At 39.1% G+C, this 21,383-nt stretch carries 35 protein-coding genes and 1 rRNA gene; 2 read left to right on the forward strand and 34 right to left on the reverse strand.

What is annotated here, in order from left to right; all coding sequences use genetic code 11:
* Together KFD70_RS20700 and KFD70_RS20705 are read right to left on the reverse strand one after the other, a co-directional pair.
* Positions 1-224, reverse strand: a 16S ribosomal RNA gene (locus KFD70_RS20700); the annotation flags it as partial.
* A gap of 219 nt (positions 225-443) precedes the next feature.
* Positions 444-662, reverse strand: a complete 219-nt coding sequence (locus tag KFD70_RS20705) for a hypothetical protein (protein WP_241818096.1) — start codon at positions 660-662, stop codon at positions 444-446.
* 403 nt (positions 663-1,065) lie between these two features.
* On the opposite strand from KFD70_RS20705, the gene pdaB reads away from it, so the two are divergent.
* Positions 1,066-1,830, forward strand: a complete 765-nt coding sequence (gene pdaB / locus KFD70_RS20710; protein WP_336453945.1) for a polysaccharide deacetylase family sporulation protein PdaB — start codon at positions 1,066-1,068, stop codon at positions 1,828-1,830.
* Positions 1,831-1,953: 123 nt separating this feature from the next.
* On the opposite strand, the gene KFD70_RS20715 is transcribed toward pdaB, so the two are convergent.
* A complete protein-coding gene (locus tag KFD70_RS20715) occupies positions 1,954-2,571 on the reverse strand; it encodes a KinB-signaling pathway activation protein (protein ID WP_336453944.1) in 618 nt (205 codons plus the stop codon).
* Positions 2,572-2,709: 138 nt separating this feature from the next.
* Between KFD70_RS20715 and gerD the strand changes: the two genes are divergently transcribed.
* Positions 2,710-3,330: a spore germination lipoprotein GerD gene (gene gerD, locus KFD70_RS20720; protein WP_336453943.1), complete on the forward strand. Its 621-nt coding sequence runs from the start codon at positions 2,710-2,712 to the stop codon at positions 3,328-3,330.
* Positions 3,331-3,403: 73 nt separating this feature from the next.
* Here gerD and KFD70_RS20725 read toward each other — a convergent pair whose 3' ends face one another.
* The 31 genes from KFD70_RS20725 to rplP all read right to left on the reverse strand — a co-directional run bounded on the left by KFD70_RS20725 (position 3,404) and on the right by rplP (position 21,383).
* Positions 3,404-4,471 (reverse strand): Mrp/NBP35 family ATP-binding protein, encoded by a 1,068-nt coding sequence (locus KFD70_RS20725; protein ID WP_336453942.1) that lies wholly within the window; start codon positions 4,469-4,471, stop codon positions 3,404-3,406.
* 148 nt (positions 4,472-4,619) lie between these two features.
* Positions 4,620-5,333 (reverse strand): N-acetylmuramoyl-L-alanine amidase CwlD, encoded by a 714-nt coding sequence (cwlD, locus tag KFD70_RS20730; protein WP_174102836.1) that lies wholly within the window; start codon positions 5,331-5,333, stop codon positions 4,620-4,622.
* Between the two features lie 66 nt (positions 5,334-5,399).
* Positions 5,400-5,828 carry a DUF2521 family protein gene (locus KFD70_RS20735; RefSeq protein ID WP_336453941.1) on the reverse strand — a complete coding sequence of 143 codons (429 nt, stop codon included), beginning with the start codon at positions 5,826-5,828 and terminating at the stop codon, positions 5,400-5,402.
* A gap of 649 nt (positions 5,829-6,477) precedes the next feature.
* On the reverse strand, positions 6,478-6,870 hold the full coding sequence (rpsI, locus tag KFD70_RS20740; protein WP_000079986.1) for a 30S ribosomal protein S9: 393 nt from the start codon (positions 6,868-6,870) through the stop codon (positions 6,478-6,480).
* A 21-nt stretch (positions 6,871-6,891) separates the two neighbouring features.
* A complete protein-coding gene (gene rplM, locus KFD70_RS20745) occupies positions 6,892-7,329 on the reverse strand; it encodes a 50S ribosomal protein L13 (RefSeq protein ID WP_001260793.1) in 438 nt (145 codons plus the stop codon).
* A gap of 152 nt (positions 7,330-7,481) precedes the next feature.
* Positions 7,482-8,225 carry a tRNA pseudouridine(38-40) synthase TruA gene (gene truA / locus KFD70_RS20750; RefSeq protein WP_336453940.1) on the reverse strand — a complete coding sequence of 248 codons (744 nt, stop codon included), beginning with the start codon at positions 8,223-8,225 and terminating at the stop codon, positions 7,482-7,484.
* A gap of 14 nt (positions 8,226-8,239) precedes the next feature.
* The gene (locus KFD70_RS20755) at positions 8,240-9,034 is read right to left on the reverse strand and encodes an energy-coupling factor transporter transmembrane component T family protein (RefSeq protein ID WP_336453939.1); all 795 of its coding nucleotides are present in this window, start codon (positions 9,032-9,034) and stop codon (positions 8,240-8,242) included.
* On the reverse strand, positions 9,022-9,903 hold the full coding sequence (locus KFD70_RS20760; RefSeq protein ID WP_336453938.1) for an energy-coupling factor ABC transporter ATP-binding protein: 882 nt from the start codon (positions 9,901-9,903) through the stop codon (positions 9,022-9,024). Before KFD70_RS20760 ends, KFD70_RS20755 begins: the two co-directional genes overlap by 13 nt.
* Entirely contained in the window at positions 9,879-10,721 is an 843-nt protein-coding gene (locus KFD70_RS20765; protein ID WP_336453937.1) for an energy-coupling factor ABC transporter ATP-binding protein, read from the reverse strand. Before KFD70_RS20765 ends, KFD70_RS20760 begins: the two co-directional genes overlap by 25 nt.
* A gap of 111 nt (positions 10,722-10,832) precedes the next feature.
* Positions 10,833-11,195 (reverse strand): 50S ribosomal protein L17, encoded by a 363-nt coding sequence (gene rplQ, locus KFD70_RS20770; RefSeq protein ID WP_000331491.1) that lies wholly within the window; start codon positions 11,193-11,195, stop codon positions 10,833-10,835.
* Positions 11,196-11,230: 35 nt separating this feature from the next.
* Complete coding sequence (locus tag KFD70_RS20775) at positions 11,231-12,175, reverse strand: DNA-directed RNA polymerase subunit alpha (protein ID WP_000569645.1); 945 nt, start codon at positions 12,173-12,175, stop codon at positions 11,231-11,233.
* Between the two features lie 180 nt (positions 12,176-12,355).
* On the reverse strand, positions 12,356-12,745 hold the full coding sequence (gene rpsK / locus KFD70_RS20780) for a 30S ribosomal protein S11 (protein ID WP_000101801.1): 390 nt from the start codon (positions 12,743-12,745) through the stop codon (positions 12,356-12,358).
* Between the two features lie 24 nt (positions 12,746-12,769).
* The gene (gene rpsM / locus KFD70_RS20785; protein ID WP_000090789.1) at positions 12,770-13,135 is read right to left on the reverse strand and encodes a 30S ribosomal protein S13; all 366 of its coding nucleotides are present in this window, start codon (positions 13,133-13,135) and stop codon (positions 12,770-12,772) included.
* Positions 13,136-13,156: 21 nt separating this feature from the next.
* Positions 13,157-13,270, reverse strand: a complete 114-nt coding sequence (gene rpmJ / locus KFD70_RS20790; RefSeq protein ID WP_000868344.1) for a 50S ribosomal protein L36 — start codon at positions 13,268-13,270, stop codon at positions 13,157-13,159.
* 35 nt (positions 13,271-13,305) lie between these two features.
* A complete protein-coding gene (infA, locus tag KFD70_RS20795; protein ID WP_001029884.1) occupies positions 13,306-13,524 on the reverse strand; it encodes a translation initiation factor IF-1 in 219 nt (72 codons plus the stop codon).
* Positions 13,525-13,587: 63 nt separating this feature from the next.
* On the reverse strand, positions 13,588-14,334 hold the full coding sequence (gene map, locus KFD70_RS20800) for a type I methionyl aminopeptidase (RefSeq protein ID WP_336453936.1): 747 nt from the start codon (positions 14,332-14,334) through the stop codon (positions 13,588-13,590).
* The gene (locus KFD70_RS20805) at positions 14,334-14,984 is read right to left on the reverse strand and encodes an adenylate kinase (RefSeq protein ID WP_097898926.1); all 651 of its coding nucleotides are present in this window, start codon (positions 14,982-14,984) and stop codon (positions 14,334-14,336) included. Before KFD70_RS20805 ends, map begins: the two co-directional genes overlap by 1 nt.
* Before the next feature lie 54 nt (positions 14,985-15,038).
* On the reverse strand, positions 15,039-16,340 hold the full coding sequence (secY, locus tag KFD70_RS20810; protein WP_336453935.1) for a preprotein translocase subunit SecY: 1,302 nt from the start codon (positions 16,338-16,340) through the stop codon (positions 15,039-15,041).
* Positions 16,340-16,780 carry a 50S ribosomal protein L15 gene (gene rplO, locus KFD70_RS20815; protein ID WP_017150138.1) on the reverse strand — a complete coding sequence of 147 codons (441 nt, stop codon included), beginning with the start codon at positions 16,778-16,780 and terminating at the stop codon, positions 16,340-16,342. The genes secY and rplO overlap by 1 nt, the downstream gene beginning before the upstream one ends.
* A gap of 33 nt (positions 16,781-16,813) precedes the next feature.
* Positions 16,814-16,996 (reverse strand): 50S ribosomal protein L30, encoded by a 183-nt coding sequence (rpmD, locus tag KFD70_RS20820; RefSeq protein ID WP_001085234.1) that lies wholly within the window; start codon positions 16,994-16,996, stop codon positions 16,814-16,816.
* A gap of 16 nt (positions 16,997-17,012) precedes the next feature.
* On the reverse strand, positions 17,013-17,513 hold the full coding sequence (gene rpsE, locus KFD70_RS20825; protein ID WP_017150137.1) for a 30S ribosomal protein S5: 501 nt from the start codon (positions 17,511-17,513) through the stop codon (positions 17,013-17,015).
* A 21-nt stretch (positions 17,514-17,534) separates the two neighbouring features.
* Positions 17,535-17,897 (reverse strand): 50S ribosomal protein L18, encoded by a 363-nt coding sequence (gene rplR / locus KFD70_RS20830; protein WP_017150136.1) that lies wholly within the window; start codon positions 17,895-17,897, stop codon positions 17,535-17,537.
* A gap of 31 nt (positions 17,898-17,928) precedes the next feature.
* Positions 17,929-18,468 (reverse strand): 50S ribosomal protein L6, encoded by a 540-nt coding sequence (rplF, locus tag KFD70_RS20835; protein ID WP_336453934.1) that lies wholly within the window; start codon positions 18,466-18,468, stop codon positions 17,929-17,931.
* Between the two features lie 31 nt (positions 18,469-18,499).
* A complete protein-coding gene (rpsH, locus tag KFD70_RS20840) occupies positions 18,500-18,898 on the reverse strand; it encodes a 30S ribosomal protein S8 (RefSeq protein WP_000245511.1) in 399 nt (132 codons plus the stop codon).
* A gap of 29 nt (positions 18,899-18,927) precedes the next feature.
* On the reverse strand, positions 18,928-19,113 hold the full coding sequence (gene rpsN, locus KFD70_RS20845; RefSeq protein ID WP_001085700.1) for a 30S ribosomal protein S14: 186 nt from the start codon (positions 19,111-19,113) through the stop codon (positions 18,928-18,930).
* A gap of 33 nt (positions 19,114-19,146) precedes the next feature.
* A complete protein-coding gene (gene rplE / locus KFD70_RS20850) occupies positions 19,147-19,686 on the reverse strand; it encodes a 50S ribosomal protein L5 (RefSeq protein WP_017150134.1) in 540 nt (179 codons plus the stop codon).
* A 26-nt stretch (positions 19,687-19,712) separates the two neighbouring features.
* Positions 19,713-20,024, reverse strand: a complete 312-nt coding sequence (gene rplX / locus KFD70_RS20855; RefSeq protein WP_026593170.1) for a 50S ribosomal protein L24 — start codon at positions 20,022-20,024, stop codon at positions 19,713-19,715.
* A gap of 38 nt (positions 20,025-20,062) precedes the next feature.
* Positions 20,063-20,431, reverse strand: a complete 369-nt coding sequence (gene rplN, locus KFD70_RS20860) for a 50S ribosomal protein L14 (protein WP_011983254.1) — start codon at positions 20,429-20,431, stop codon at positions 20,063-20,065.
* Positions 20,432-20,474: 43 nt separating this feature from the next.
* A complete protein-coding gene (gene rpsQ, locus KFD70_RS20865; RefSeq protein WP_011983253.1) occupies positions 20,475-20,738 on the reverse strand; it encodes a 30S ribosomal protein S17 in 264 nt (87 codons plus the stop codon).
* 20 nt (positions 20,739-20,758) lie between these two features.
* Positions 20,759-20,959: a 50S ribosomal protein L29 gene (gene rpmC / locus KFD70_RS20870; protein WP_000855718.1), complete on the reverse strand. Its 201-nt coding sequence runs from the start codon at positions 20,957-20,959 to the stop codon at positions 20,759-20,761.
* On the reverse strand, positions 20,949-21,383 hold the full coding sequence (gene rplP, locus KFD70_RS20875; protein WP_336453933.1) for a 50S ribosomal protein L16: 435 nt from the start codon (positions 21,381-21,383) through the stop codon (positions 20,949-20,951). Before rplP ends, rpmC begins: the two co-directional genes overlap by 11 nt.

Consider the following 21,383-nt stretch of genomic DNA (forward strand, 5'->3'; position numbering starts at 1 on the left):
AGCCGAAGCCGCCTTTCAATTTCGCGCCATGAGGCGCAAAATGTTATCCGGTATTAGCCCCGGTTTCCCGGAGTTATCCCAGTCTTATGGGCAGGTTACCCACGTGTTACTCACCCGTCCGCCGCTAACTTCATAAGAGCAAGCTCTTATGAAGTTCGCTCGACTTGCATGTATTAGGCACGCCGCCAGCGTTCATCCTGAGCCAGGATCAAACTCTCCAATGAAGTTTGTCTAGCATCTAAAATAAAAATTGACGTTTCACGTTGTTTGTTTCGTTCAGTTTTCAAAGAACTCGTTTGTCGCTCATTTGCGACTTCCTTATGTTAACATCTTCGTTTTTCGATGTCAACTAAGTTTTTCAATTTCTTTTTTCGCTTTCTGCGTTTCTCGCATCAGCGACGGTTATTAATTTATCATAGATTGAATCCTATCGTCAACAACTTTTAATAAAAAATTCTTTTTCTTACATAACGGGTGCACTCTTCTGCATTTGCTACTCTTCGAAACAAACAAAAAATAATTTTATATCGTTCTTCCATTGTCTTTTTTACAACATCATGTATTCGCTCATCTGCAAAATCAAATAAAAGTTCATCTAACTCTCTCTTCAATACATATTCTATTTCTTTCTGTTCTTCTTTTGTAATCATAATCCCAAGCAAACTATCACCTCAACAATTACTCATATGTCTATGTAAATGCAAATTGATAAACCGCTATAAGCCATTTCCTTTTAGATAGGAGAGGGTATCCGATCATACACAAAAGCGGTCAGATCCTTTTTCTGCCTCACGCTGAGTAAAAATAAAGAGAAAAAACAAGTGGAGATTTCTTTTTATTTTCATAGCAGCAACTTATATATTAGAAAATCCGAATTGGGTATATGTATACGAAGTAACGTGATATATTCATCAACTCTAAGGACGAATGCATCATCCTTAAAATTAAAAATCACACTATATTGTCCATTATATCCATTTCCTACGATATTAATCGTTCAGTTCTCTTTTCAACTTTTTGAGCATATAAGTAACTGAAAAGGATTGGACAAAGGGGCGGAGTATTATGTTTTTCTTTTTTATAACAAGTAAACGTAAATTTAAGCACATTAGTTTAATTATTGTACTATCCTTATTTACAGCATGGCTTCTCTTTTTAAAGACATATTCTCATCAATCTGCTTTTTCAACTGCAACTGGTCCAAAAGTCATTTACAAAGGCGATACCGCAAAAAAACAAGTTGCGTTAACATTCGATATTAGTTGGGGAGATAAAAAGGCGCTTCCGATTCTGGACACTTTAAAAGAAAGAGAAATTAAAAATGCGACTTTCTTCCTCTCTGCAGCATGGGCAGAGAGACACCCTGACATTGTGGAACGGATTATACAGGATGGACACGAAATTGGCAGTATGGGATATAACTATACATCCTACACTTCTTTGGAAGCAAACGAAATGCGGAGAGATCTTTTACGTTCGCAAGATGTATTTACAAAGCTCGGCATAAAACAAGTCAAGCTCTTGCGCCCTCCTAGCGGGGAATTTAATAAAACTGTTCTTAAAGTTGCAGAATCTCTCGGATATACTGTTGTACACTGGAGTAATAATTCAAACGACTGGAAAAATCCTGGTGTAAATAAAATTGTATCAACCGTTGCTAACAATTTACGAGGGGGAGACATCGTTTTATTACACGCTTCTGATTCGGCACTTCAAACAAATAAATCTTTACCGCTGCTTCTGCAAAAATTAAAAAGTGATGGCTATGAGCAAGTATCGGTATCACAACTTATTTCTAATACAGATGCAAAAAGTAATGATATAAAGTAAAACTTTAATCACTAGGGAGTTCTTCATTCCCCACCTACCAATAGCGAGTAAAAGTCAATCTATACTAAAAAGAGTACAACACCTCACACAAAAGGCGTTGTACTCTTTTTCACTCTCATCTTCTTAACTTGCTGACTTACTTTTTTGTTGTCCTATTAAACGATGTAATATGAGTAACTGATATGCATTACACAAAAGAAGCGGGATAACCATTAAATATAACCAATCGGTATCATTAATCCGGAGCGCCGGTACCCATTCAAGAATTGTTACGACGACCATAAAGAATAAAGCAGGTATAAATGCTTTCTTATTCGTCTCTTTACTCTTTATATAGGCTACAATTGCCCCAAATAAAAATAATATTCCAGCCACAAGAATATTATTTCCAAACGAAACTTCTCCATTTGCAACGAGTACCGACCTTAAATAAACGAAATCAAACAGTACAAATGCAATGAAAAAGAGCTGAACTGCGTTCCAAAGAGAAGACGACCGAAACATTCCTAGTCCAAAACGATGAACTGTTAAATACGCAAAAAAGCCCATTTGACTAATTACACTAAAAATAAATCCAACCCCAAGTAACCAAAAAGAAATCATTAGAATCTCTTTTCCGTCGAAATTTTGAAAAAATTTAGCGTACTTGTCCCATCCTAAAATAAAACCAATAAGGATTGTACTAATTCCCCCAAGCAGTAACGTCGTTAAAAATAGTCGTACCCATTTTCGGCTATTCACAACCCATCCCCCATTATTGATATATTTCTACTTAAATTGTATCAATGACAATTTCAAAAAGCTAGCCATGAACATGTATAAATTCCTCTAAGATATTTATATTAAAAAAGAGAACTGTGTTGAAAGGAGCTCCAACTAATGAAACGGATGCTGCTCATTTTAGTTTCTTCACTTCTTTTCACTACACTTACCGCATGTGCGCAAGGAGAAGAAGCGAAACCTGAATTAGATTACGATCAAACAAAAAAAATGATTGTCGATATTTTAAAAACTGATCAAGGGAAGAAAGCAATCCAAGATGTATTAACAGATGAGAAAGTGAAACAAGCACTTATATTAGATGAAGCCGTAGTCAAAAAAACGATTGAAGATGCAATGGTATCTGAAAAGGGGCAGCAGCTTTGGGAAAAACTATTTAAGGACCCTGAGTTTTCAACGAAATTCGCCAAAGGTATCGAAAAAGAACAAACAACCTTAATGAAGACTCTATTAAAAGACCCTGAATACCAAGCAGGTGTTATAGAAATTATGAAAAATCCCGAAGTGGAAAAAATGATGCTACAAACAATGAAAAGCAAAGAGTATCGTCAATATTTGCAACAAGTATTAACAGAGACTGCTGAAAGCCCACTCTTCCAAACTAAGATGATTGATATCATTAGTAAAGGTATTGAAAAAGCTGAAAAAGGTGGCGGAGCTGAGAAAAAAGAAGGTGGCGGAGAAGGCGGATCACAAGACGAAAAACAAGAACAAAAGTAAAACGAATCTCTACACATAAGAATTTCCCCACCTCTACATATGTAAGGCGGGGAAATTTTCTACTCGTAGAGGTTTATTTTTGTTTAACTGATGTTCTATCAATAACTTGCTCAGCTATTGTCCTGTAGATGACACCTGTTTTATGTGTATCCTCGTATACTGATGGTGCAAAATCATCTTTATTCCAATCTGGTTGCTGAAGTGGAATTCGCCCTAATACATCTGTTTGTAATTCTGCAGCTAATTTATCTCCTCCGCCTTTGCCAAACACATACTCTTTCTCACCGGTTACTTTACTTTCGAAGTAAGCCATATTTTCAACAACCCCAAGAATACTATGTTCAGTACGAAGTGCCATAGCACCTGCACGAGCTGCTACAAATGCCGCTGTTGGATGAGGTGTTGTTACAATAATTTCTTTACAAGATGGTAGCATTGAATGCACATCTAAGGCCACATCCCCTGTACCTGGTGGTAAGTCTAATACTAAATAATCTAAATCTCCCCATTCCACCTCTGTGAAAAAGTGATTTAACATTTTACCAAGCATTGGTCCTCTCCAAATAACAGGAGCATTGTCTTCTACAAAGAAGCCCATTGAAATTACTTTTACCCCTAAACGCTCTACAGGAATAATTTTATCGCCCCTTACGATTGGACGTTTTTCGATTCCCATCATATCTGGTACACTAAAGCCATATATATCAGCGTCAATAATACCAACTTTCTTTCCTAAACGAGCTAATGAAATTGCAAGGTTTACAGAAACCGTTGATTTACCAACCCCACCTTTTCCACTTGCAACCGCTAAAAATGTTGTTTTAGAATGCGGTGATAGTAAAGATTCGCTTCCTTGTTCTTCCTGAGGCGGCGCAAATTGAGCTAGCTCGTCCTCTGTAAATTCAGCAAAACGCAAACCAACCGTTGCGGCTCCAAGTTCTTTCACAAGCTTTACAATAGCTGACTGCAATTGCATTTGTTCAGCAGTCCCTGTTTTTACAATCGCAATTTTAACACTGACATGCTCTTTCTCAGGCTTTACAGTTACCTCTTTAATTGCATTTGTTTCTTTCAATGTTTTATGTAGAAATGGATCAGTAATCCCTTCAAGTGCTTTCACTACTTGCTCTTTCGTTACCATAATCAGCCCAGCCCCCTGTATGAAAAGTAAAGTAATGTTAAATGAATTGGGTTTGTATATTTTCATTCCAAAAATAAATGCGTTTTCATTTCCAGTATAACATATTTTCCGAAAACTTCGTTAACGAGAGGAATTCAAAAAACCCTCCTTATTCAGGAGGATTCCCTTTCTCCGTAAAATAACGTAGTATTCCACGGTATATAGCAGCTGCCACCTTTTGCTGATATTTCTCCGAATTTAACATATATCGTTCATTTACATTGGATAAAAAACCAGCTTCAATTAAAGCACCAGGTGTTTTTGCATACTTAAGCAAATAAACATGAGAGATCGTTTTAGCAGAACGGTTTGTATTTTCTAAACTCGTTCGTAATTCAGCCTGTATAAACTTCGCTGCTCGTTCATTTTCGATTAAAGAGCGGTAATAAAACGTTTGTGCTCCTTTTGATCCACTACTCGTCAGGGCATTTAAATGAATGCTCGCAAAAAAGTCTACATCGGGCTTATTAATAATTTCTACACGCTTTTTTAAATCTTCTGCCTTACGTCTACTATATGATTTTGTACTTTTGTCAGCTAAATCATAATCTCCCTCTCTCGTCAAAATAACTAAAGCTCCTTGCTCCTGCAAATAATCTTGTACCATTTTTGTAATTTCAAGCGTAATATTTTTTTCCACTATGTCCTGACCACCAACTGCCCCTCCATCTGGTCCACCATGCCCAGCGTCTAATACAATTACTTTCCCAGATAAGGGTAAGTTCCAAGCCCGCCACGACTTTGTAATTTGAAATTCTTGTTTTACCAAGAAAAACAGTACAACTGCAGCAAGCATAAAAGAGATAATCCGAATTCTCTTCATACCTTTCCTCCTCCAGCTAGTCCCTCTAATTACTTATATGGGACAAGAGGAAAGTTTATGCTTTTCTTAATGCAGCTTTAAGCGATATCTTCTTTCACCCTTTTCGTATCCCTCACGCCACCATGAACTAATAAATTGCGCACAAGATTCATAAAGCAATTCCTCATCGTTCGATTCTATCTCCCGCATAGTCGTGCTTGTTAAAAATTGAAACAACATCTCCGTTAATTGCTGTTCCTCTTCTAATGCTCTATATTTCACATCAAAAAAAGATTCACCATAATAGCCAAATTTGCTATATCTTGCTCCTAATAAGTACGATTCAATTCCCAGTTCAATACAATAATCCTCATACTGCCTGTGCAATTCTTTCATATCGAAAGCATCACGAATATTGGACCTTAACGTTTTTAATGATAATTCGCGAAGCATCTTTCGCTCATATTTCAACTGCTTTTCTTTTTGTTTTTCTTGTAAGGTAACAATGACATTCATAGTACTTATAAACCTCCCTAATACGTATTAGTCTAAGCTTCTGAAGAAGAAGCATACGTGAGAAGGTAGCACTAAAATATTCCAAGCTATAAAGTGAAACTTTAATCACCCCCCGACAGAGAGGCGCTTTTTGCCTCGTCCGAGGAGGCGAAACGACCGGAGATTCTAGCCGCTAGAGCTGGACATTGCTTTCTCTGAATTTTGAGGTGGGAGTGTTCCTAACCGCTAATGTGGGATAAATAAGAGGACTAAAAATACTTGAGGATAATTATATAAGGAAAAGGCAATATAAAGTGAAGCTTTAATCAGTGGGCTTTTCTCTCACTCCCACCTATATCTTTGTCATCTCTCTTTCAATATTAAGATAGGGGTCTTAGTGCCCGTTAATGCGGAATAAAATCTTTCTCTTTAGATGGAAGAGAACATCTAGCCATGAATAGCAACTGTCACCTGTCCTATGAGAAACTAAAACAAAAGAAATATAGGAGTGCAGGTCACTTTTCACTCTTCGTAGCAGCGATTTATATGTTAAAAATCAAAATAGATTTATTCCATAAACTCACAATCGATGATGGAAGCCTCAACATATAGTTCCATTAGGCATAATAAAAACCCCAGCCAAGTGGCTGGGGTTTGAAGTTCGCAAAAATTAACGTTTTGAGAACTGAGGTGCACGACGTGCGCCTTTAAGACCGTATTTTTTACGCTCTTTCATACGTGCGTCACGAGTTAATAGACCTGCACGTTTTAATGTTAGACGGTATTCTGGGTCAGCTTTTAATAAAGCGCGAGAAATACCGTGACGAATAGCACCAGCTTGACCAGTGTATCCACCACCATTTACGTTTACAAGTACATCGTAGTTACCTAAAGTTTCTGTTGCAACTAGAGGTTGTTTCACTACTTCACGTAATGCAGCAAATGGGATATAGTTTTCAAAATCACGACCGTTAATGATAACGCGTCCTTCGCCTGGAACTAGGCGTACGCGCGCTACTGAACTCTTACGACGTCCAGTACCATAGTATTGAACCTGTGCCAAAGTAAGCCCTCCTTTAATTAATTATCCGCGAAGTTCGTAAACTTCTGGTTTTTGTGCTTGGTGTGGATGCTCTGCTCCAGCATACACATTTAATTTTTTAGACACTTGACGTCCTAAACGTCCTTTTGGAAGCATGCCTTTAATTGCAAGCTCTAACATTTGTACAGGGTAGTTTGTACGCATTTCTAGAGCTGTTCTTTGTTTAAGACCACCTGGGTGGTTAGTGTGACGGTAGTAAATTTTATCGTTTAATTTATTACCTGTTAAATGAATTTTCTCAGCGTTAATAATAATTACATGATCACCCGTGTCAACGTGTGGTGTAAATGTAGGTTTGTTTTTACCACGTAAAATGGATGCTACTTCACTAGCAAGGCGACCTAAAGTTTGACCTTCAGCGTCAACCACATACCATTTACGCTCAACTTCGTTAGCTTTTGCCATAAAAGTCGTACGCATTTGTTTCCCTCCTCGTTATCTTTTCCATAGAAAAAATCTATTGTTTATCTTAAACACGATTTCCTTCCGGGGCTAATCGTGGTTTTAGAAACAATACCATATGTTATGATATCCTTTTGAGTTTCTAATGTCAAGCAAATGTTACACCAGGATTAGTTGTTATAGTTTACCTGCCATAAATAAAGCCCATGCCCTGGCACCATCTTCCCAGCAAAACGACGATCTTGTTTTTTTAAAATCTCTGGAATGCTGTCAGGATCAAGTTTTCCTTGTCCTACGCTAAGTAGCGTACCAACAATAATTCGCACCATATTATATAAAAATCCATTGCCTACAAAACGAAAAATTAATTCATCTTCTTGTTCGATTAAATCTATTTCATAAATTGTTCGCACTTTATCTTTTTTGTCAGTTTTTGCCGAGCAAAATGAAGTAAAATCATGCGTACCAATAAAATAAGGAATTGCCTTACGAATAGATTCTATCTCGAGTGGATATGGATACTGATATACGTAATTTCTACGGAATACATCAGCTGTTTTAGATAATAATACCCGGTAACGATATTCTTTTCTTTCCACACCGTATCGCGCGTGAAAATCTTCTGTTTTTTTCTCTACTTGCAAGACCACAATATCATCTGGCAACATCGTATTTAAAGCATTCATCCATTGCCATTCTTCAAGCGATAACGATGTATCAAAATGGATCACCTGTCCTCTTGCATGAACAGTAGAATCTGTCCGCCCTGATGCCTGAACACGAACAAGCTCTCCTTTATGCAATTTTTGCAGTGCTTTCTCTATTTCTTGTTGCACAGTACGATGCTGCGGTTGAATTTGATAACCGCAAAAGTTGATGCCATCATATGCAACTGTACATTTTATTCTTTCCATTTCTCTATTCTCCATTATGATCGCACCCATGCTAGAATACACGCTAAACAAAGTAAACTCACTATTGTTAACGTATCACTTGTTTTCCAGCGTAGCTGCCTAAATTTAGTACGTCCCTCACCGCTTTGATACCCACGTGCTTCCATTGCAATCGCTAAGTCCTCAGCACGTTTAAATGCACTAATAAAAAGCGGTACAAGTAAAGAAATAACCGCCTTTAATCGATCTTTTATCGGCCCGCCAGCAAAATCAATACCACGGGATGCTTGTGCTTTCATAATTTTGCTCGTCTCATCCATTAATGTGGGGATAAAACGAAGAGAAATGGACATCATTAATGCGATTTCATGCACAGGAACCTTTATACGCTTTAACGGCTTTAACAACGTTTCCATACCGTCAGTAATTTCAATAGGTGTTGTTGTTAGTGTTAATAATGTCGTCATTAAAATAATGACAAAGAATCGTATAGAAATATATATCCCTTGCTCTAATCCCTTTTCATGTATCGAAAACCAACCAAGCTGAAGAAGTACATCCCCTTCTTTATTTGTAAAAATATGCAGAAAAAATGTAAACAGAAAAATCCATAAGATTGGTTTTAAGCCCGAAAGTACATAACGAATCGGCACTTTTGCAAAAAATAAAGCAATGAGTGCATATAAAAATAAAAGTCCATATGAAATCGCATTATTTGCTAAAAAGACAACAAATACATATAAAAAGACAATCAACAGCTTCGCACGTGGATCAAGTTGATGAATGAGCGACTTACCTGGAATATATCTCCCAATAATCAACTGCTGCATGATTCATGACCACCTTTTCGTAACACCTGTACAACTTCATGAGTAAGATCCTCTAAAGATAAGGTAGCCTTTGGAATCGAAATACCAAACTTCTCTTCAATTGCACGTTTATACTTTAAAGACATTGGAAGGTCTACACCGATTTGTTCTAACTCATCTGCATGTAAGAATACTTCCTCTGCTGTTCCTTGCAAAAAGACCGTTCCTTTATGCATAACCACAATTTGATCTGCATACTTGGCAGCATCCTCCATATTATGAGTAACTAAGATTACTGTCAAACCCTGCTCCTTATGAAGCTTATAAAACATCTCCATAAGCTCTTGTTGTCCCTTAGGGTCAAGCCCTGCTGTCGGTTCATCTAATACGAGAACTTCAGGTTCCATTGCAAGTACACCTGCTATTGCAACACGTCTCATCTGTCCACCACTTAACTCAAATGGAGAACGCGCTAATAGCTCTGGATCTAGTCCTACAAGCTCAATTGCATCCCTTGCCTTTTGTCTTGCCTCTTCTTCCGATACTCCGAAATTTGAGGGCCCAAAACAAATATCTTTCTCAACGGTTTCTTCAAATAACTGATGCTCTGGAAATTGAAAGACAACCCCTACTTTTTTTCGCAGTGGCTTTAATTTCTTTTCTTTCTTTTGCGAGGAAATCAAATGCTTCCCAATTTGAACCGTACCATTTGTCGGTTGCAATAAACCATTTAAATGTTGAATCATCGTTGATTTGCCCGAACCAGTATGGCCGATAATGGCATAATACCCCCCACTTGGAAACGACACGTTTACATCATAAAGCGCGCGTCTTTCAAATGGAGTTTTATATTGATAACGATGCTCTACTGTTTGGAATGTAATCTCCAAAGTTCGTTCACCAAGCTTTCCATTGTAAGATGCGTATTTTGCAGTGGAATATCATTTCTTTTTAATAATTCTGCTATTTTTACTGAGAATGGTACATCTAACCCGATTTCCCTAAGCATATGAGAGGAATTAAAAATTTGCTCTGGCATACCTGCCTCTAATATTTCTCCCTGATTCAAAATGATAACACGATCTGACTGTGCAGCTTCTTCCAAATCATGCGTAATCGATAATACGGTAATGCCTTTTGTATCCACAAGCTTCCTAACCGTTTCAATTACTTCACGTCGTCCTTGTGGGTCTAGCATCGATGTTGCTTCATCCAATATTAAAATAGATGGTTGCAATGCTAACACACCTGCAATCGCCACACGTTGCTTTTGTCCACCAGATAACGAATGAGGCTCCTCATTAAGAAAATCTTCCATTCGGACCATCTTAAGTGCTTGATTCACCCGTTCTACCATCTGTTCCCGAGGCATCCCGATATTTTCAAGACCAAATACAACATCATCTTGCACCGTTGTCCCAACAAATTGATTATCTGGGTTTTGAAATACCATACCTATTTGTTTTCGAATATCCCATACCGTTTCTTCAGATAAAATCATTGTATCATTTACAATAATCGTTCCTGATTCCGGTAAAAATAAACCATTTAATAATTTTGCCAGTGTAGACTTCCCTGAACCATTTTGTCCAATTACAGAAACCCATTCTCCCTCATATAAGGAGAATGATACGTCTTTTAGCGCATAAGAAGTTGCCCCGGGATATTGAAATGATATATTTTGTGTGCGAAGTTTCTCTTTTTTCAATGCAAGGCACCCTCTCTCACTACTTCATCAAGTTAGCCTATTTTCTATATTTAAAAAAAAAGGGCCACGACCAGTTACTTGAAAAGAACTGTCCTGCCCTTTTAATTATCATTATACTAACTCGATAATTACCATTGGTGCTGCGTCTCCGCGACGTGGACCAATTTTTGCAATACGAGTGTATCCGCCTTGACGCTCAGCATAGCGTGGAGCTACATCAGCGAATAATTTTTGAAGTGCATCTTGACCAGTCTCAGCATTAGCAACTTCATTGCGGATGAAAGATGCAGCTTGACGGCGAGCATGAAGATCTCCGCGTTTACCTAAAGTGATCATTTTTTCCACTACAGAACGAAGTTCTTTTGCACGAGTTTCTGTCGTTTGGATGCGCTCGTTGATAATTAAATCAGTAGCTAAGTCACGTAACATAGCTTTACGTTGCGCACTTGTACGGCCTAATTTTCTGTATGCCATTCGTAGTTCCCTCCTTTGTTGATGAGATTAAATCCTCAGTCGTCTTTACGTAAGCCTAAACCTAATTCCTCAAGCTTATGCTTAACTTCTTCTAAGGATTTACGTCCTAAGTTACGAACTTTCATCATATCTTCTTCTGTTTTGTTCGCAAGCTCTTGTACAGTATTAATTCCTGCACGTTTTAAGCAATTATAAGAACGAACAGAAAGATCAAGTTCTTCAATAGTCATTTCTAGAACTTTTTCTTTTTGATCTTCTTCCTTCTCGACCATAATCTCAGCATTTTGTGCTTCATCAGTTAAACCAACGAAGATGTTTAAATGCTCAGTTAAGATTTTGGCACCTAAAGAGATAGCTTCTTTTGGCCCGATGCTTCCATCCGTCCATACATCAAGCGTAAGCTTATCATAATTTGCCACTTGTCCGACACGTGTCTTTTCCACTTGGTAAGTAACACGTGATACTGGAGTATAAATAGAATCAATAGGAATAACTCCTATTGGTTGATCTTCGCTTTTATTTGCATCAGCTGGCGTATACCCACGGCCACGCTTTGCAGTTAAACGCACGCGGAAATGCGCATCCTTTGCTAACGTCGCAATGTATAAATCTGGATTTAAGATTTCAACATCACTATCGTGAGTAATATCTGCAGCTGTGACAATACCTTCGCCCTGTACATCGATTTCCAACGTCTTCTCTTCCTCAGAGTAGATTTTAAGAGCTAACTTTTTCAAGTTTAAGATGATCGTTGTTACGTCTTCTACTACGCCCTCAACTGTTGAAAACTCGTGTAATACGCCATCGATTTGGATGGCAGTTACAGCGGCACCAGGGAGTGAGGATAAAAGAATACGACGTAGGGAGTTACCCAAAGTAGTACCATATCCACGCTCAAGCGGTTCAATCACGAATTTGCCATACTTAGCATCTTCGTTAAGTTCAACCGTTTCGATTTTCGGTTTTTCGATTTCAATCATTAACTAAACCCTCCTTCAAAACGTCGAAACCCCGGCTAAACAAAGGAAAAACCTCTGTCTAACCGAAAGTCCCCCTTAGGCAGTTCCCGATTGTGCACAACAAGCGATGTTTCTGTACGAAATTTCTCGATAATGCATCATATCCATTATAGACAAAAGGGAAAATTCTATACAGAAAAATTAAACACGACGACGTTTTGGCGGACGACATCCATTATGAGGAACTGGAGTAACATCTCTGATTGCTGTTACTTCTAGACCTGCAGCTTGAAGAGCACGAATTGCAGCTTCACGACCAGCACCAGGACCTTTTACAGTAACCTCTAAAGTTTTTAAACCGTGCTCCATTGCAACTTTAGCAGCAGTTTCAGCAGCCATTTGCGCAGCGAATGGAGTAGATTTACGAGATCCACGGAAACCAAGTGCACCAGCACTAGACCAAGAAAGCGCGTTACCGTGAGTGTCTGTAAGTGTTACGATTGTGTTGTTGAAAGTAGAACGAATATGAGCTACACCAGCTTCAATATTCTTTTTCACACGTTTTTTACGAGTGTTTGTTTTACGTGCCATTGTTAGTTCAACCTCCTTTACTTATTATTTCTTTTTATTTGCTACTGTACGACGTGGACCTTTACGTGTACGAGCATTGTTTTTAGAGTTTTGACCACGAACTGGTAAACCACGACGGTGACGAAGACCACGGTAAGAACCGATCTCCATTAGACGTTTAATGTTAAGAGATACTTCACGACGAAGGTCTCCCTCAACTTTAATACGATCGATGATATCACGGATACGTCCTAATTCGTCTTCCGTTAAATCACGAACTCGTGTTTCTTCAGAAACACCAGCTTCAGCAAGAATTTTTTCAGCAGTTGTGCGACCAATGCCGAATACGTAAGTTAAAGAAATAACAACGCGTTTGTCACGAGGAATATCTACACCTGCGATACGTGCCATTCCGAATGCACCTCCTTCTGATTAACCTTGTTTTTGTTTATGTTTAGGGTTTTCACAAATAACCATTACTTTTCCACGTCTACGAATAACTTTACATTTTTCGCAGATTGGTTTAACTGACGGTCTTACTTTCATGTCTCGAACCTCCTTAAAGATTACGGAGTGCTATATTATTTAAAACGGTACGTAATACGACCACGATTTAAATCGTACGGAGATAATTCTACCGTAACTTTGTCTCCTGGTAAAATACGAATGAAGTTCATACGGATTTTACCAGAAACGTGAGCCAATACGACATGCCCATTCTCTAATTCTACTTTGAACATAGCATTTGGCAACGTTTCAAGAACGGTACCTTCGACTTCAATTACATCATCTTTAGCCATTCAATAGTTCTCCCTTCTTCAGTAACATTTTACACTGCTCTGAAATCCCGGAGAGCCAGCTACTTATAAAGTGGTAAGGATTTCGTATCCTGCTTCTGTAAGAGCAATCGTGTGCTCGAAGTGGGCACACCATTTACCATCTACCGTTACCACTGTCCAGTCATCAGATAGTGTTTTTACATATCGTCTTCCTTGGTTCACCATCGGCTCAACACAGATGACCATGCCCGGCTTTAATCTAGGACCTTTATTTGGTGGACCATAGTGCGGGATTTGAGGGTCTTCATGTAAGTCTTGCCCGATTCCGTGACCAACATACTCCCTAACGATCGAGAATCCATTGTCTTCAGCATACGTTTGAACCGCATGTGAGATATTGGATAATCTTTCGCCTGGTTTTATTTGTTCTAGACCAAGATACAACGATTTTTCTGTGACATCAAGTAGCTTTTGAACAGATTCAGAAATGTTTCCTACTGGATACGTCCATGCAGAATCTCCATGGTACCCATTGTATTTCGCACCAATATCGATACTGATGATATCGCCTTCTTGGAGCTTGCGCTTTCCTGGAATCCCATGTACAAGCTCTTCATTTACAGAAGCACAGATGCTTCCCGGAAATCCGTTGTATCCTTTAAAAGATGGCGTAGCACCATATTTTCGAATCGTCTTTTCCGCTATTTGATCGAGCTCTTTCGTTGTAATTCCTGGAGCAATATGCTTTTTCAACTCTTGATGAGTTAAAGCAACGATCTTGCCCGCTTCTCGCATGATCTCTATCTCGCGAGGAGTTTTGCAAATGATCATTACGCTAAGCCTCCGATGAGAACATCGATATCAGCAAATACTTTATTGATATCTTGCTCACCATTAATGCTTTGTAAGTAACCAAGCTCTTCATAGAAATCAAGCAAAGGTTTTGTTTGCTTAATATTTACCTCTAAACGATTCGCTACAGTTTCTTCATTGTCATCAGAGCGTTGATATAATTCGCCACCACATTTATCGCACACATCAGCTTTTGCTGGTGGATTGAATTCTAAGTGGTAAGTCGCACCGCACTCTTTACAAATGCGACGGCCTGTAAGACGTTTTAATAACAATCCTGAATCCACATTAATGTTTAAAACATAGTCGATTTTTTTGCCAAGATCTTTCATTATCTCTTCAAGAGCGGATGCTTGTGCAACTGTTCGTGGAAAACCGTCTAATAAGAAGCCTTTCACACAGTCTTCTTGGCTTAAACGTTCACGAACGATTCCAATTGTAACTTCATCTGGAACAAGGGCACCTTTATCAATAAAAGATTTCGCTTGTAAACCAAGTTCAGTTTCAGCTTTCATAGCTGCACGGAACATATCTCCTGTTGAAATGTGAGGGATGTTATACTTGGCAACAATCTGTTCGGCTTGTGTACCTTTACCAGCACCAGGAAGCCCCATTAAAATTAAGTTCATCTTTGTTCCCCCTCAATACATGAGCATGTAGGGAAGACACATCTTCCCACTTACTCACTGCTTGATAAACCCTTTGTAATGGCGTTTTACCAGTTGGCTTTCTAGCTGCTTCATTGTTTCTAAAGCAACGCCGACAACGATTAACATACTCGTTCCACCGATCTGAGCAGATGGAGGAAGATTCCCCAGTTTCGTAAAGATAACTGGTAGAACTGCAATCGCTGCTAGGAAAATAGATCCTACAAAGGTCAAACGATACAAGATTTTTGTTAGATATTGTTCTGTATTCTTACCCGGACGAATACCTGGAACATATCCACCTTGCTTGTTTAAGTTCTCTGACATTTGCTCTGGATTAACCTGAACAAATGCATAGAAATATGTGAAGGCTACGATGAGCGCTACATATATTATCATTCCCACTGGGTGAGAATAGTTAAAGTTTTGGATAATCCACTGCGATACATCATGTTTCGGGAAGAACTGTGCAATAGTTGGAGGTGTAATTAAGAATGAAACAGCAAAAATTACTGGAATAACACCCGCACTATTTACCTTAAGCGGTAAATGTGTGTTTTGTGCTCCAGCATAACTACCATTTCCTCCTGTTACACGCTTCGCATATTGAATTGGGATCTTTCTAACAGCTTGCTGAATGAAGATAACTCCAACAACAACTGCTAGCACAGCTAGTAAAATCAATACAACTTTAACGATACTCATGAACAGTTGATCTCCGACATTTTGAAACTGTTGTTGATACACTTGAGATATTACACTTGGGATCGCTGCGGCAATGCCAGCAAAGATAAGGATGGAAATACCATTCCCTACACCTTTTGCTGTAATCTGTTCACCTAACCACATTAAAAATGCAGTACCAGCAGTCAGTACCGTAGCAATGTATAAATAAGTGCTCCAACCTGGATTCAAAATTAACTGCCCACCTACCATACCGTTAAAACCGATTGACATACCAAACCCCTGAATAAACGCAAGAACAATTGTAAAGTAACGCGTGAATTGTGTTAATTTACGACGGCCCATTTCGCCTTGCTTCGCCCATTCCGAAAATTTAGGAACAACATCCATCTGCAATAATTGCACGATGATGGATGCTGTAATATACGGCATGATTCCCATCGCGAAGATGGAGAAGTTTTTCAAAGCGCCACCGCCAAATGTATTTAGGATTCCTAATGCATTTAACTGATCTTGTGCTTTCAGTACGTCTCCATTTGTAAATGGCACTGGGATAAACGTGCCAATCCTGAATACGATTAACATCGCTAAAGTGAATAATATTTTACGTCTTATCTCAGCAACGCGCATAAAGTTGGAGATTGTACGAAACATTAGATCACCTCAACTGTTCCGCCAGCTGCTTCAATTGCTTCTTTAGCACTTGAAGAGAACTTGTGCGCTTTAACAGTTAGTTTTTTCTCAACTGCTCCGCTTGCAAGAACTTTAACACCATCGTTTAACTTGCTGATAACGCCAGTTTCCAGCAATAATTCAGGTGTTACTTCTGTACCATCTTCAAAACGGTTTAACGTCGCTAAGTTTACAATAGCAAACTCTTTGCGGTTAATGTTTGTGAAGCCGCGTTTTGGTAAACGACGGAATAATGGAGTTTGACCACCTTCGAAGCCAAGACGAACACCACCGCCAGAACGAGCGTTTTGTCCTTTATGACCTTTACCAGCAGTTTTACCGTTACCAGAACCGATACCGCGACCGACACGGTTACGTACTTTACGAGAACCTTCTGCAGGTTTTAATTCATGAAGTTTCATTCCCAGGCACCTCCTTATATTAATGAGTTATCCTTAAGCTTCTTTTACAGTTACAAGGTGAGAAACTTTGTTGATCATACCAAGAATAGCAGGAGTTTCTTCCTTAACTACAGTTGAATTCAACTTTTTAAGACCTAAAGCTTCTACAGTCGCACGTTGATCTTGCGGACGACCAATTACACTACGAGTGAGGGTAATTTCTAACTTTTTCGCCATTTGTTTTCCCTCCTTCTTAACCTAGTAGCTCTTCTACAGATTTACCGCGTAATTTTGCAACATCTTCAGCACGCTTAAGTTCGCTTAATCCGTTCACAGTAGCGCGAATCATGTTAATTGGTGTGTTAGAACCAAGAGATTTCGAAAGAATATCTTGTACACCAGCTAATTCAAGAACCGCACGAACTGGTCCACCAGCGATTACTCCAGTACCTTCAGCAGCAGGTTTTAGGAATACTTCACCAGCTCCGAAATGTCCGATGATTTCGTGTGGAATTGATGTACCAACTAATGGTACTTCGATTAAGTTTTTCTTAGCATCTTCGATAGCTTTGCGAATAGCATCTGGTACCTCTTGAGCTTTACCAGTACCGAATCCAACATGACCGTTTTTATCACCAACTACAACTAGTGCAGCAAAGCGGAAACGACGACCACCCTTAACAACTTTCGCAACACGGTTTATCGTAACTACACGTTCTTCAAGTTCTAATTTACTTGGGTCAATGCGACGCATCAATTTTCCCTCCTTTGACCATTAAAATTGTAATCCAGCCTCACGAGCAGCTTCAGCTAGAGCTTTAACACGGCCATGGTATAAGTAACCACCGCGATCAAATACTACTTCTTTAACACCCTTCTCTACAGCACGCTTAGCAACTAATTCGCCAACTTTCGTAGCAGCTTCAGTGTTGCCTGTACCGTTAAGAGCAAGGTCTTTATCAAGAGTAGATGCACTTACTAATGTTACACCATTCACATCATCAATAACTTGAGCGTAAATGTGTTGGTTAGAACGGAACACGTTTAAACGTGGACGCTCTGCAGTACCAGTAAGTTTAGCACGTACACGTGCATGTCTTTTCTTACGAGTCGCATTTTTATCAGCTTTAGTGATCATTCTTGTCACTCCTTTCTTTCACCTAACGGGCTTACTTAGCAGTTTTACCTTCTTTACGACGAACAACTTCACCTTCGTAACGAATTCCTTTACCTTTGTAAGGTTCTGGAGCACGTACAGCACGAACGTTAGCAGCGAATTCGCCAACACGTTGCTTATCGATACCTTTAATCACGATCTTAGTTGGAGCAGGAACTTCAACTTCAAGACCCGCTTCAGGAGTCATTTCAACTGGATGAGAGTAACCTACGTTTAATACAAGTTTGTTACCTTGTTTTTGAGCACGGTAACCAACCCCGATTAATTCAAGTCCGCGAGCGAAACCTGTAGTTACACCTTCAACCATGTTACCTAGTAAAGCACGAGTTGTACCGTGTAATGCACGGTGTTCCTTCTGTTCAGATGGACGCTCTACTGTTAGGATGTTTTCTTCAATTTTGATAGACATATCAGCATTGAATGTACGAGTTAATTCACCTTTAGGTCCTTTTACTGTTACAGTATTGTTTTCTGCTACTGTGATAGTAACACCTGCAGGGATTTCAAGAATCTTTTTACCAATACGAGACATGTTGTCACACCTCCGTTCGTTTCAATATTAATTACCAAACGTATGCTACTACTTCTCCACCAGTTTGTAATTGACGAGCGTCTTTGTCCGTCATTACTCCCTTAGATGTAGAAACAAGAGCGATACCTAATCCGTTAAGTACACGTGGTACTTCGTCAGCTTTTGCGTAAACGCGTAAGCCAGGCTTACTGATACGTTTTAATCCAGTGATTACACGTTCATTGTTTGCACCATATTTCAGGAAAATACGAAGGATACCTTGTTTGTTATCCTCGATGTATTCTACATCACGAATGAAACCTTCACGTTTTAAAAGTTCAGCGATCTCTTTTTTGATTTTAGAAGCAGGAACCTCTAATTTCTCATGACGTACCATGTTCGCATTACGGATGCGAGTAAGCATATCTGCAATTGGATCTGTCATCACCATGTGTTTTACCTCCTTCCCATTTGTGGGTTTTACCAACTAGCTTTTTTAACACCAGGAATTTGACCTTTATATGCAAGTTCACGGAAACAAATACGGCAAAGTTTAAATTTGCGGTATACAGAATGCGGACGACCGCAGCGCTCGCAACGTGTATACTCTTGTACTTTAAACTTAGGAGTACGCTTTTGTTTCGCAATCATAGATTTTTTAGCCACGTTTTCGCCTCCTCTACTTAGCGTTGGCTTCCATTATTTTTGGAATGGCATACCGAATTGTGTTAAAAGTTCACGAGCTTCTTCATCAGTGTTCGCTGTAGTAACGATTACGATGTCCATACCGCGGACTTTGCTTACTTTATCATAATCAATCTCAGGGAAGATAAGTTGCTCTTTAACACCTAATGTATAGTTACCACGACCATCGAAAGATTTCTTAGATACACCACGGAAATCACGTACACGTGGTAAAGAAACAGATACTAATTTGTCGAAGAACTCATACATTTGCTCACCGCGTAAAGTAACTTTCGCTCCGATTGGCATACCTTCACGTAGACGGAAACCAGCGATAGATTTCTTAGCACGAGTGATTACAGGTTTTTGACCTGCGATTTGAGTTAATTCTTCTACAGCATTGTCTAATGCTTTAGAGTTTGCTACCGCATCACCAACACCAGTGTTGATAACGATCTTTTCGATCTTCGGTACTTGCATTACAGATTTATAGTTAAACTTGCTCATTAGAGCAGGAGTAATTTCCTTTTGGAACTTCTCTTTAAGGCGATTCAATGAAGTGACCTCCTTTCTTAAGAAAATTATTTATCTAATAATTCACCAGATTTTTTTGCAATACGAACTTTTTTACCATCTTCCACTTTGTAGCCTACACGAGTAGGTTCACCAGTTTTCGGATCTAATGGCATAACATTAGAAACGTGGATAGGTGCTTCTTTCGTGATAATTCCACCTTGTGGATTTAATTGAGATGGCTTAGAGTGCTTCTTAACGATGTTAACACCCTCAACGATAACACGGTTTTGTTTTGGGAAAGCAACTAGGATAACACCTTGTTTTCCTTTGTCTTTACCAGTGATTACCTGTACTTTATCACCTTTTTTTACATGCATCTTAATTCTGCACCTCCTTAGCAAGGCAATACCTTAAATTATAGAACTTCTGGAGCTAAAGAAACGATCTTCATGAAGTTGCTATCACGTAGTTCACGAGCTACTGGTCCGAAGATACGAGTACCGCGTGGGCTCTTGTCATCTTTAATGATAACAGCTGCGTTTTCATCAAAACGGATGTAAGAACCATCTGGACGACGAGCACCGCTCTTCGTACGTACTACTACTGCTTTAACAACGTCACCTTTTTTAACAACGCCACCTGGTGTTGCTTGTTTTACCGTAGCAACGATAATATCACCGATGTTAGCATATTTACGACCAGAGCCGCCTAATACCTTAATTGTTAAAAGTTCACGTGCACCAGAGTTGTCAGCAACTTTCAAACGAGATTCTTGTTGGATCATGTTATGAAACCTCCCTTCGGACTTAAAATTCCGATTCGTCTATTTAGATAATAACCGCTTCTTCAACGATTTCAACTAAACGGAAACGCTTAGTAGCAGAAAGCGGGCGAGTTTCCATGATTTTTACGATATCGCCAACTTTTGCTTGGTTTTGCTCATCATGCGCTTTGTACTTCTTAGAATACTTAACGCGCTTTCCGTACAAGGAATGAGTTTTGTAAGTTTCAACTAAAACTGTAATCGTTTTGTCCATTTTGTCAGATACAACACGACCAGTATAAACTTTGCGTTGGTTACGTTCGCTCACTTTGCAAACCTCCCCTCAATTTATCGATTAATTCCGATCTCTCTTTCACGAACTACAGTTTTCATACGAGCGATCGCTTTACGCACTTCACGGATGCGTGTTGGATTCTCTAATTGTCCTGTAGCAAGCTGGAAGCGAAGGTTAAACAACTCTTCCTTTAACGCTTTAACTTTTGTTTCGATTTCGGCAGTGGTTAATTCACGAATATCATTAGTTTTCATTAGATTCACCACCATTTTCTTCACGTTTTACGAATTTACATTTCACAGGTAACTTGTGAGCTGCAAGACGTAATGCTTCGCGTGCTACCTCTTCAGATACACCCGCGATTTCAAACATAACTTTCCCAGGTTTTACTACTGCTACCCAGCCTTCTGGTGCCCCTTTACCGGAACCCATACGTACTTCTAGAGGTTTTGCAGTGTAAGGTTTAGAAGGGAAAATTTTAATCCAAACTTTACCGCCACGTTTCATGTAACGAGTCATTGCACGACGAGCTGCTTCGATTTGACGGTTAGTGATCCATGAAGCATCTTGTGCTTGAAGACCGAATTCGCCAAAAGCAACTTCAGTACCACCTTTTGCACGACCACGCATTTTACCACGATGCTCTCTACGATATTTTACGCGTTTAGGCATTAACAT

Source organism: Bacillus pfraonensis, from assembly GCF_050768835.1.
Classification (GTDB): domain Bacteria; phylum Bacillota; class Bacilli; order Bacillales; family Bacillaceae_G; genus Bacillus_A; species Bacillus_A pfraonensis.

Coding starts and splice junctions, on each gene's coding strand:
- pdaB (WP_336453945.1), top strand. CDS start 1,066: ATGTTTTTCTTTTTTATAACAAGTAAACGTAAATTTAAGCACATTAGT.
- gerD (WP_336453943.1), top strand. CDS start 2,710: ATGAAACGGATGCTGCTCATTTTAGTTTCTTCACTTCTTTTCACTACA.
- KFD70_RS20725 (WP_336453942.1), bottom strand. CDS start 4,471: ATGGTAACGAAAGAGCAAGTAGTGAAAGCACTTGAAGGGATTACTGAT.
- cwlD (WP_174102836.1), bottom strand. CDS start 5,333: ATGAAGAGAATTCGGATTATCTCTTTTATGCTTGCTGCAGTTGTACTG.
- KFD70_RS20735 (WP_336453941.1), bottom strand. CDS start 5,828: ATGAATGTCATTGTTACCTTACAAGAAAAACAAAAAGAAAAGCAGTTG.
- rplM (WP_001260793.1), bottom strand. CDS start 7,329: ATGCGTACGACTTTTATGGCAAAAGCTAACGAAGTTGAGCGTAAATGG.
- truA (WP_336453940.1), bottom strand. CDS start 8,225: ATGGAAAGAATAAAATGTACAGTTGCATATGATGGCATCAACTTTTGC.
- KFD70_RS20755 (WP_336453939.1), bottom strand. CDS start 9,034: ATGCAGCAGTTGATTATTGGGAGATATATTCCAGGTAAGTCGCTCATT.
- rplQ (WP_000331491.1), bottom strand. CDS start 11,195: ATGGCATACAGAAAATTAGGCCGTACAAGTGCGCAACGTAAAGCTATG.
- KFD70_RS20775 (WP_000569645.1), bottom strand. CDS start 12,175: ATGATTGAAATCGAAAAACCGAAAATCGAAACGGTTGAACTTAACGAA.
- rpsK (WP_000101801.1), bottom strand. CDS start 12,745: ATGGCACGTAAAACAAACACTCGTAAAAAACGTGTGAAAAAGAATATT.
- rpsM (WP_000090789.1), bottom strand. CDS start 13,135: ATGGCACGTATCGCAGGTGTAGATATTCCTCGTGACAAACGCGTTGTT.
- rpmJ (WP_000868344.1), bottom strand. CDS start 13,270: ATGAAAGTAAGACCGTCAGTTAAACCAATCTGCGAAAAATGTAAAGTT.
- infA (WP_001029884.1), bottom strand. CDS start 13,524: ATGGCTAAAGATGATGTAATTGAAGTCGAAGGTACCGTTCTTGAAACG.
- map (WP_336453936.1), bottom strand. CDS start 14,334: ATGATCATTTGCAAAACTCCTCGCGAGATAGAGATCATGCGAGAAGCG.
- KFD70_RS20805 (WP_097898926.1), bottom strand. CDS start 14,984: ATGAACTTAATTTTAATGGGGCTTCCTGGTGCTGGTAAAGGTACACAA.
- secY (WP_336453935.1), bottom strand. CDS start 16,340: ATGTTTCGTACAATCTCCAACTTTATGCGCGTTGCTGAGATAAGACGT.
- rplO (WP_017150138.1), bottom strand. CDS start 16,780: ATGAAACTTCATGAATTAAAACCTGCAGAAGGTTCTCGTAAAGTACGT.
- rpmD (WP_001085234.1), bottom strand. CDS start 16,996: ATGGCGAAAAAGTTAGAAATTACCCTCACTCGTAGTGTAATTGGTCGT.
- rpsE (WP_017150137.1), bottom strand. CDS start 17,513: ATGCGTCGCATTGACCCAAGTAAATTAGAACTTGAAGAACGTGTAGTT.
- rplR (WP_017150136.1), bottom strand. CDS start 17,897: ATGATCACTAAAGCTGATAAAAATGCGACTCGTAAGAAAAGACATGCA.
- rplF (WP_336453934.1), bottom strand. CDS start 18,468: ATGTCTCGTATTGGTAAAAAGATTCTTGAAATCCCTGCAGGTGTTACT.
- rpsH (WP_000245511.1), bottom strand. CDS start 18,898: ATGGTGATGACAGATCCAATTGCAGATATGCTTACTCGCATCCGTAAT.
- rplX (WP_026593170.1), bottom strand. CDS start 20,024: ATGCATGTAAAAAAAGGTGATAAAGTACAGGTAATCACTGGTAAAGAC.
- rplN (WP_011983254.1), bottom strand. CDS start 20,431: ATGATCCAACAAGAATCTCGTTTGAAAGTTGCTGACAACTCTGGTGCA.
- rpmC (WP_000855718.1), bottom strand. CDS start 20,959: ATGAAAACTAATGATATTCGTGAATTAACCACTGCCGAAATCGAAACA.
- rplP (WP_336453933.1), bottom strand. CDS start 21,383: ATGTTAATGCCTAAACGCGTAAAATATCGTAGAGAGCATCGTGGTAAA.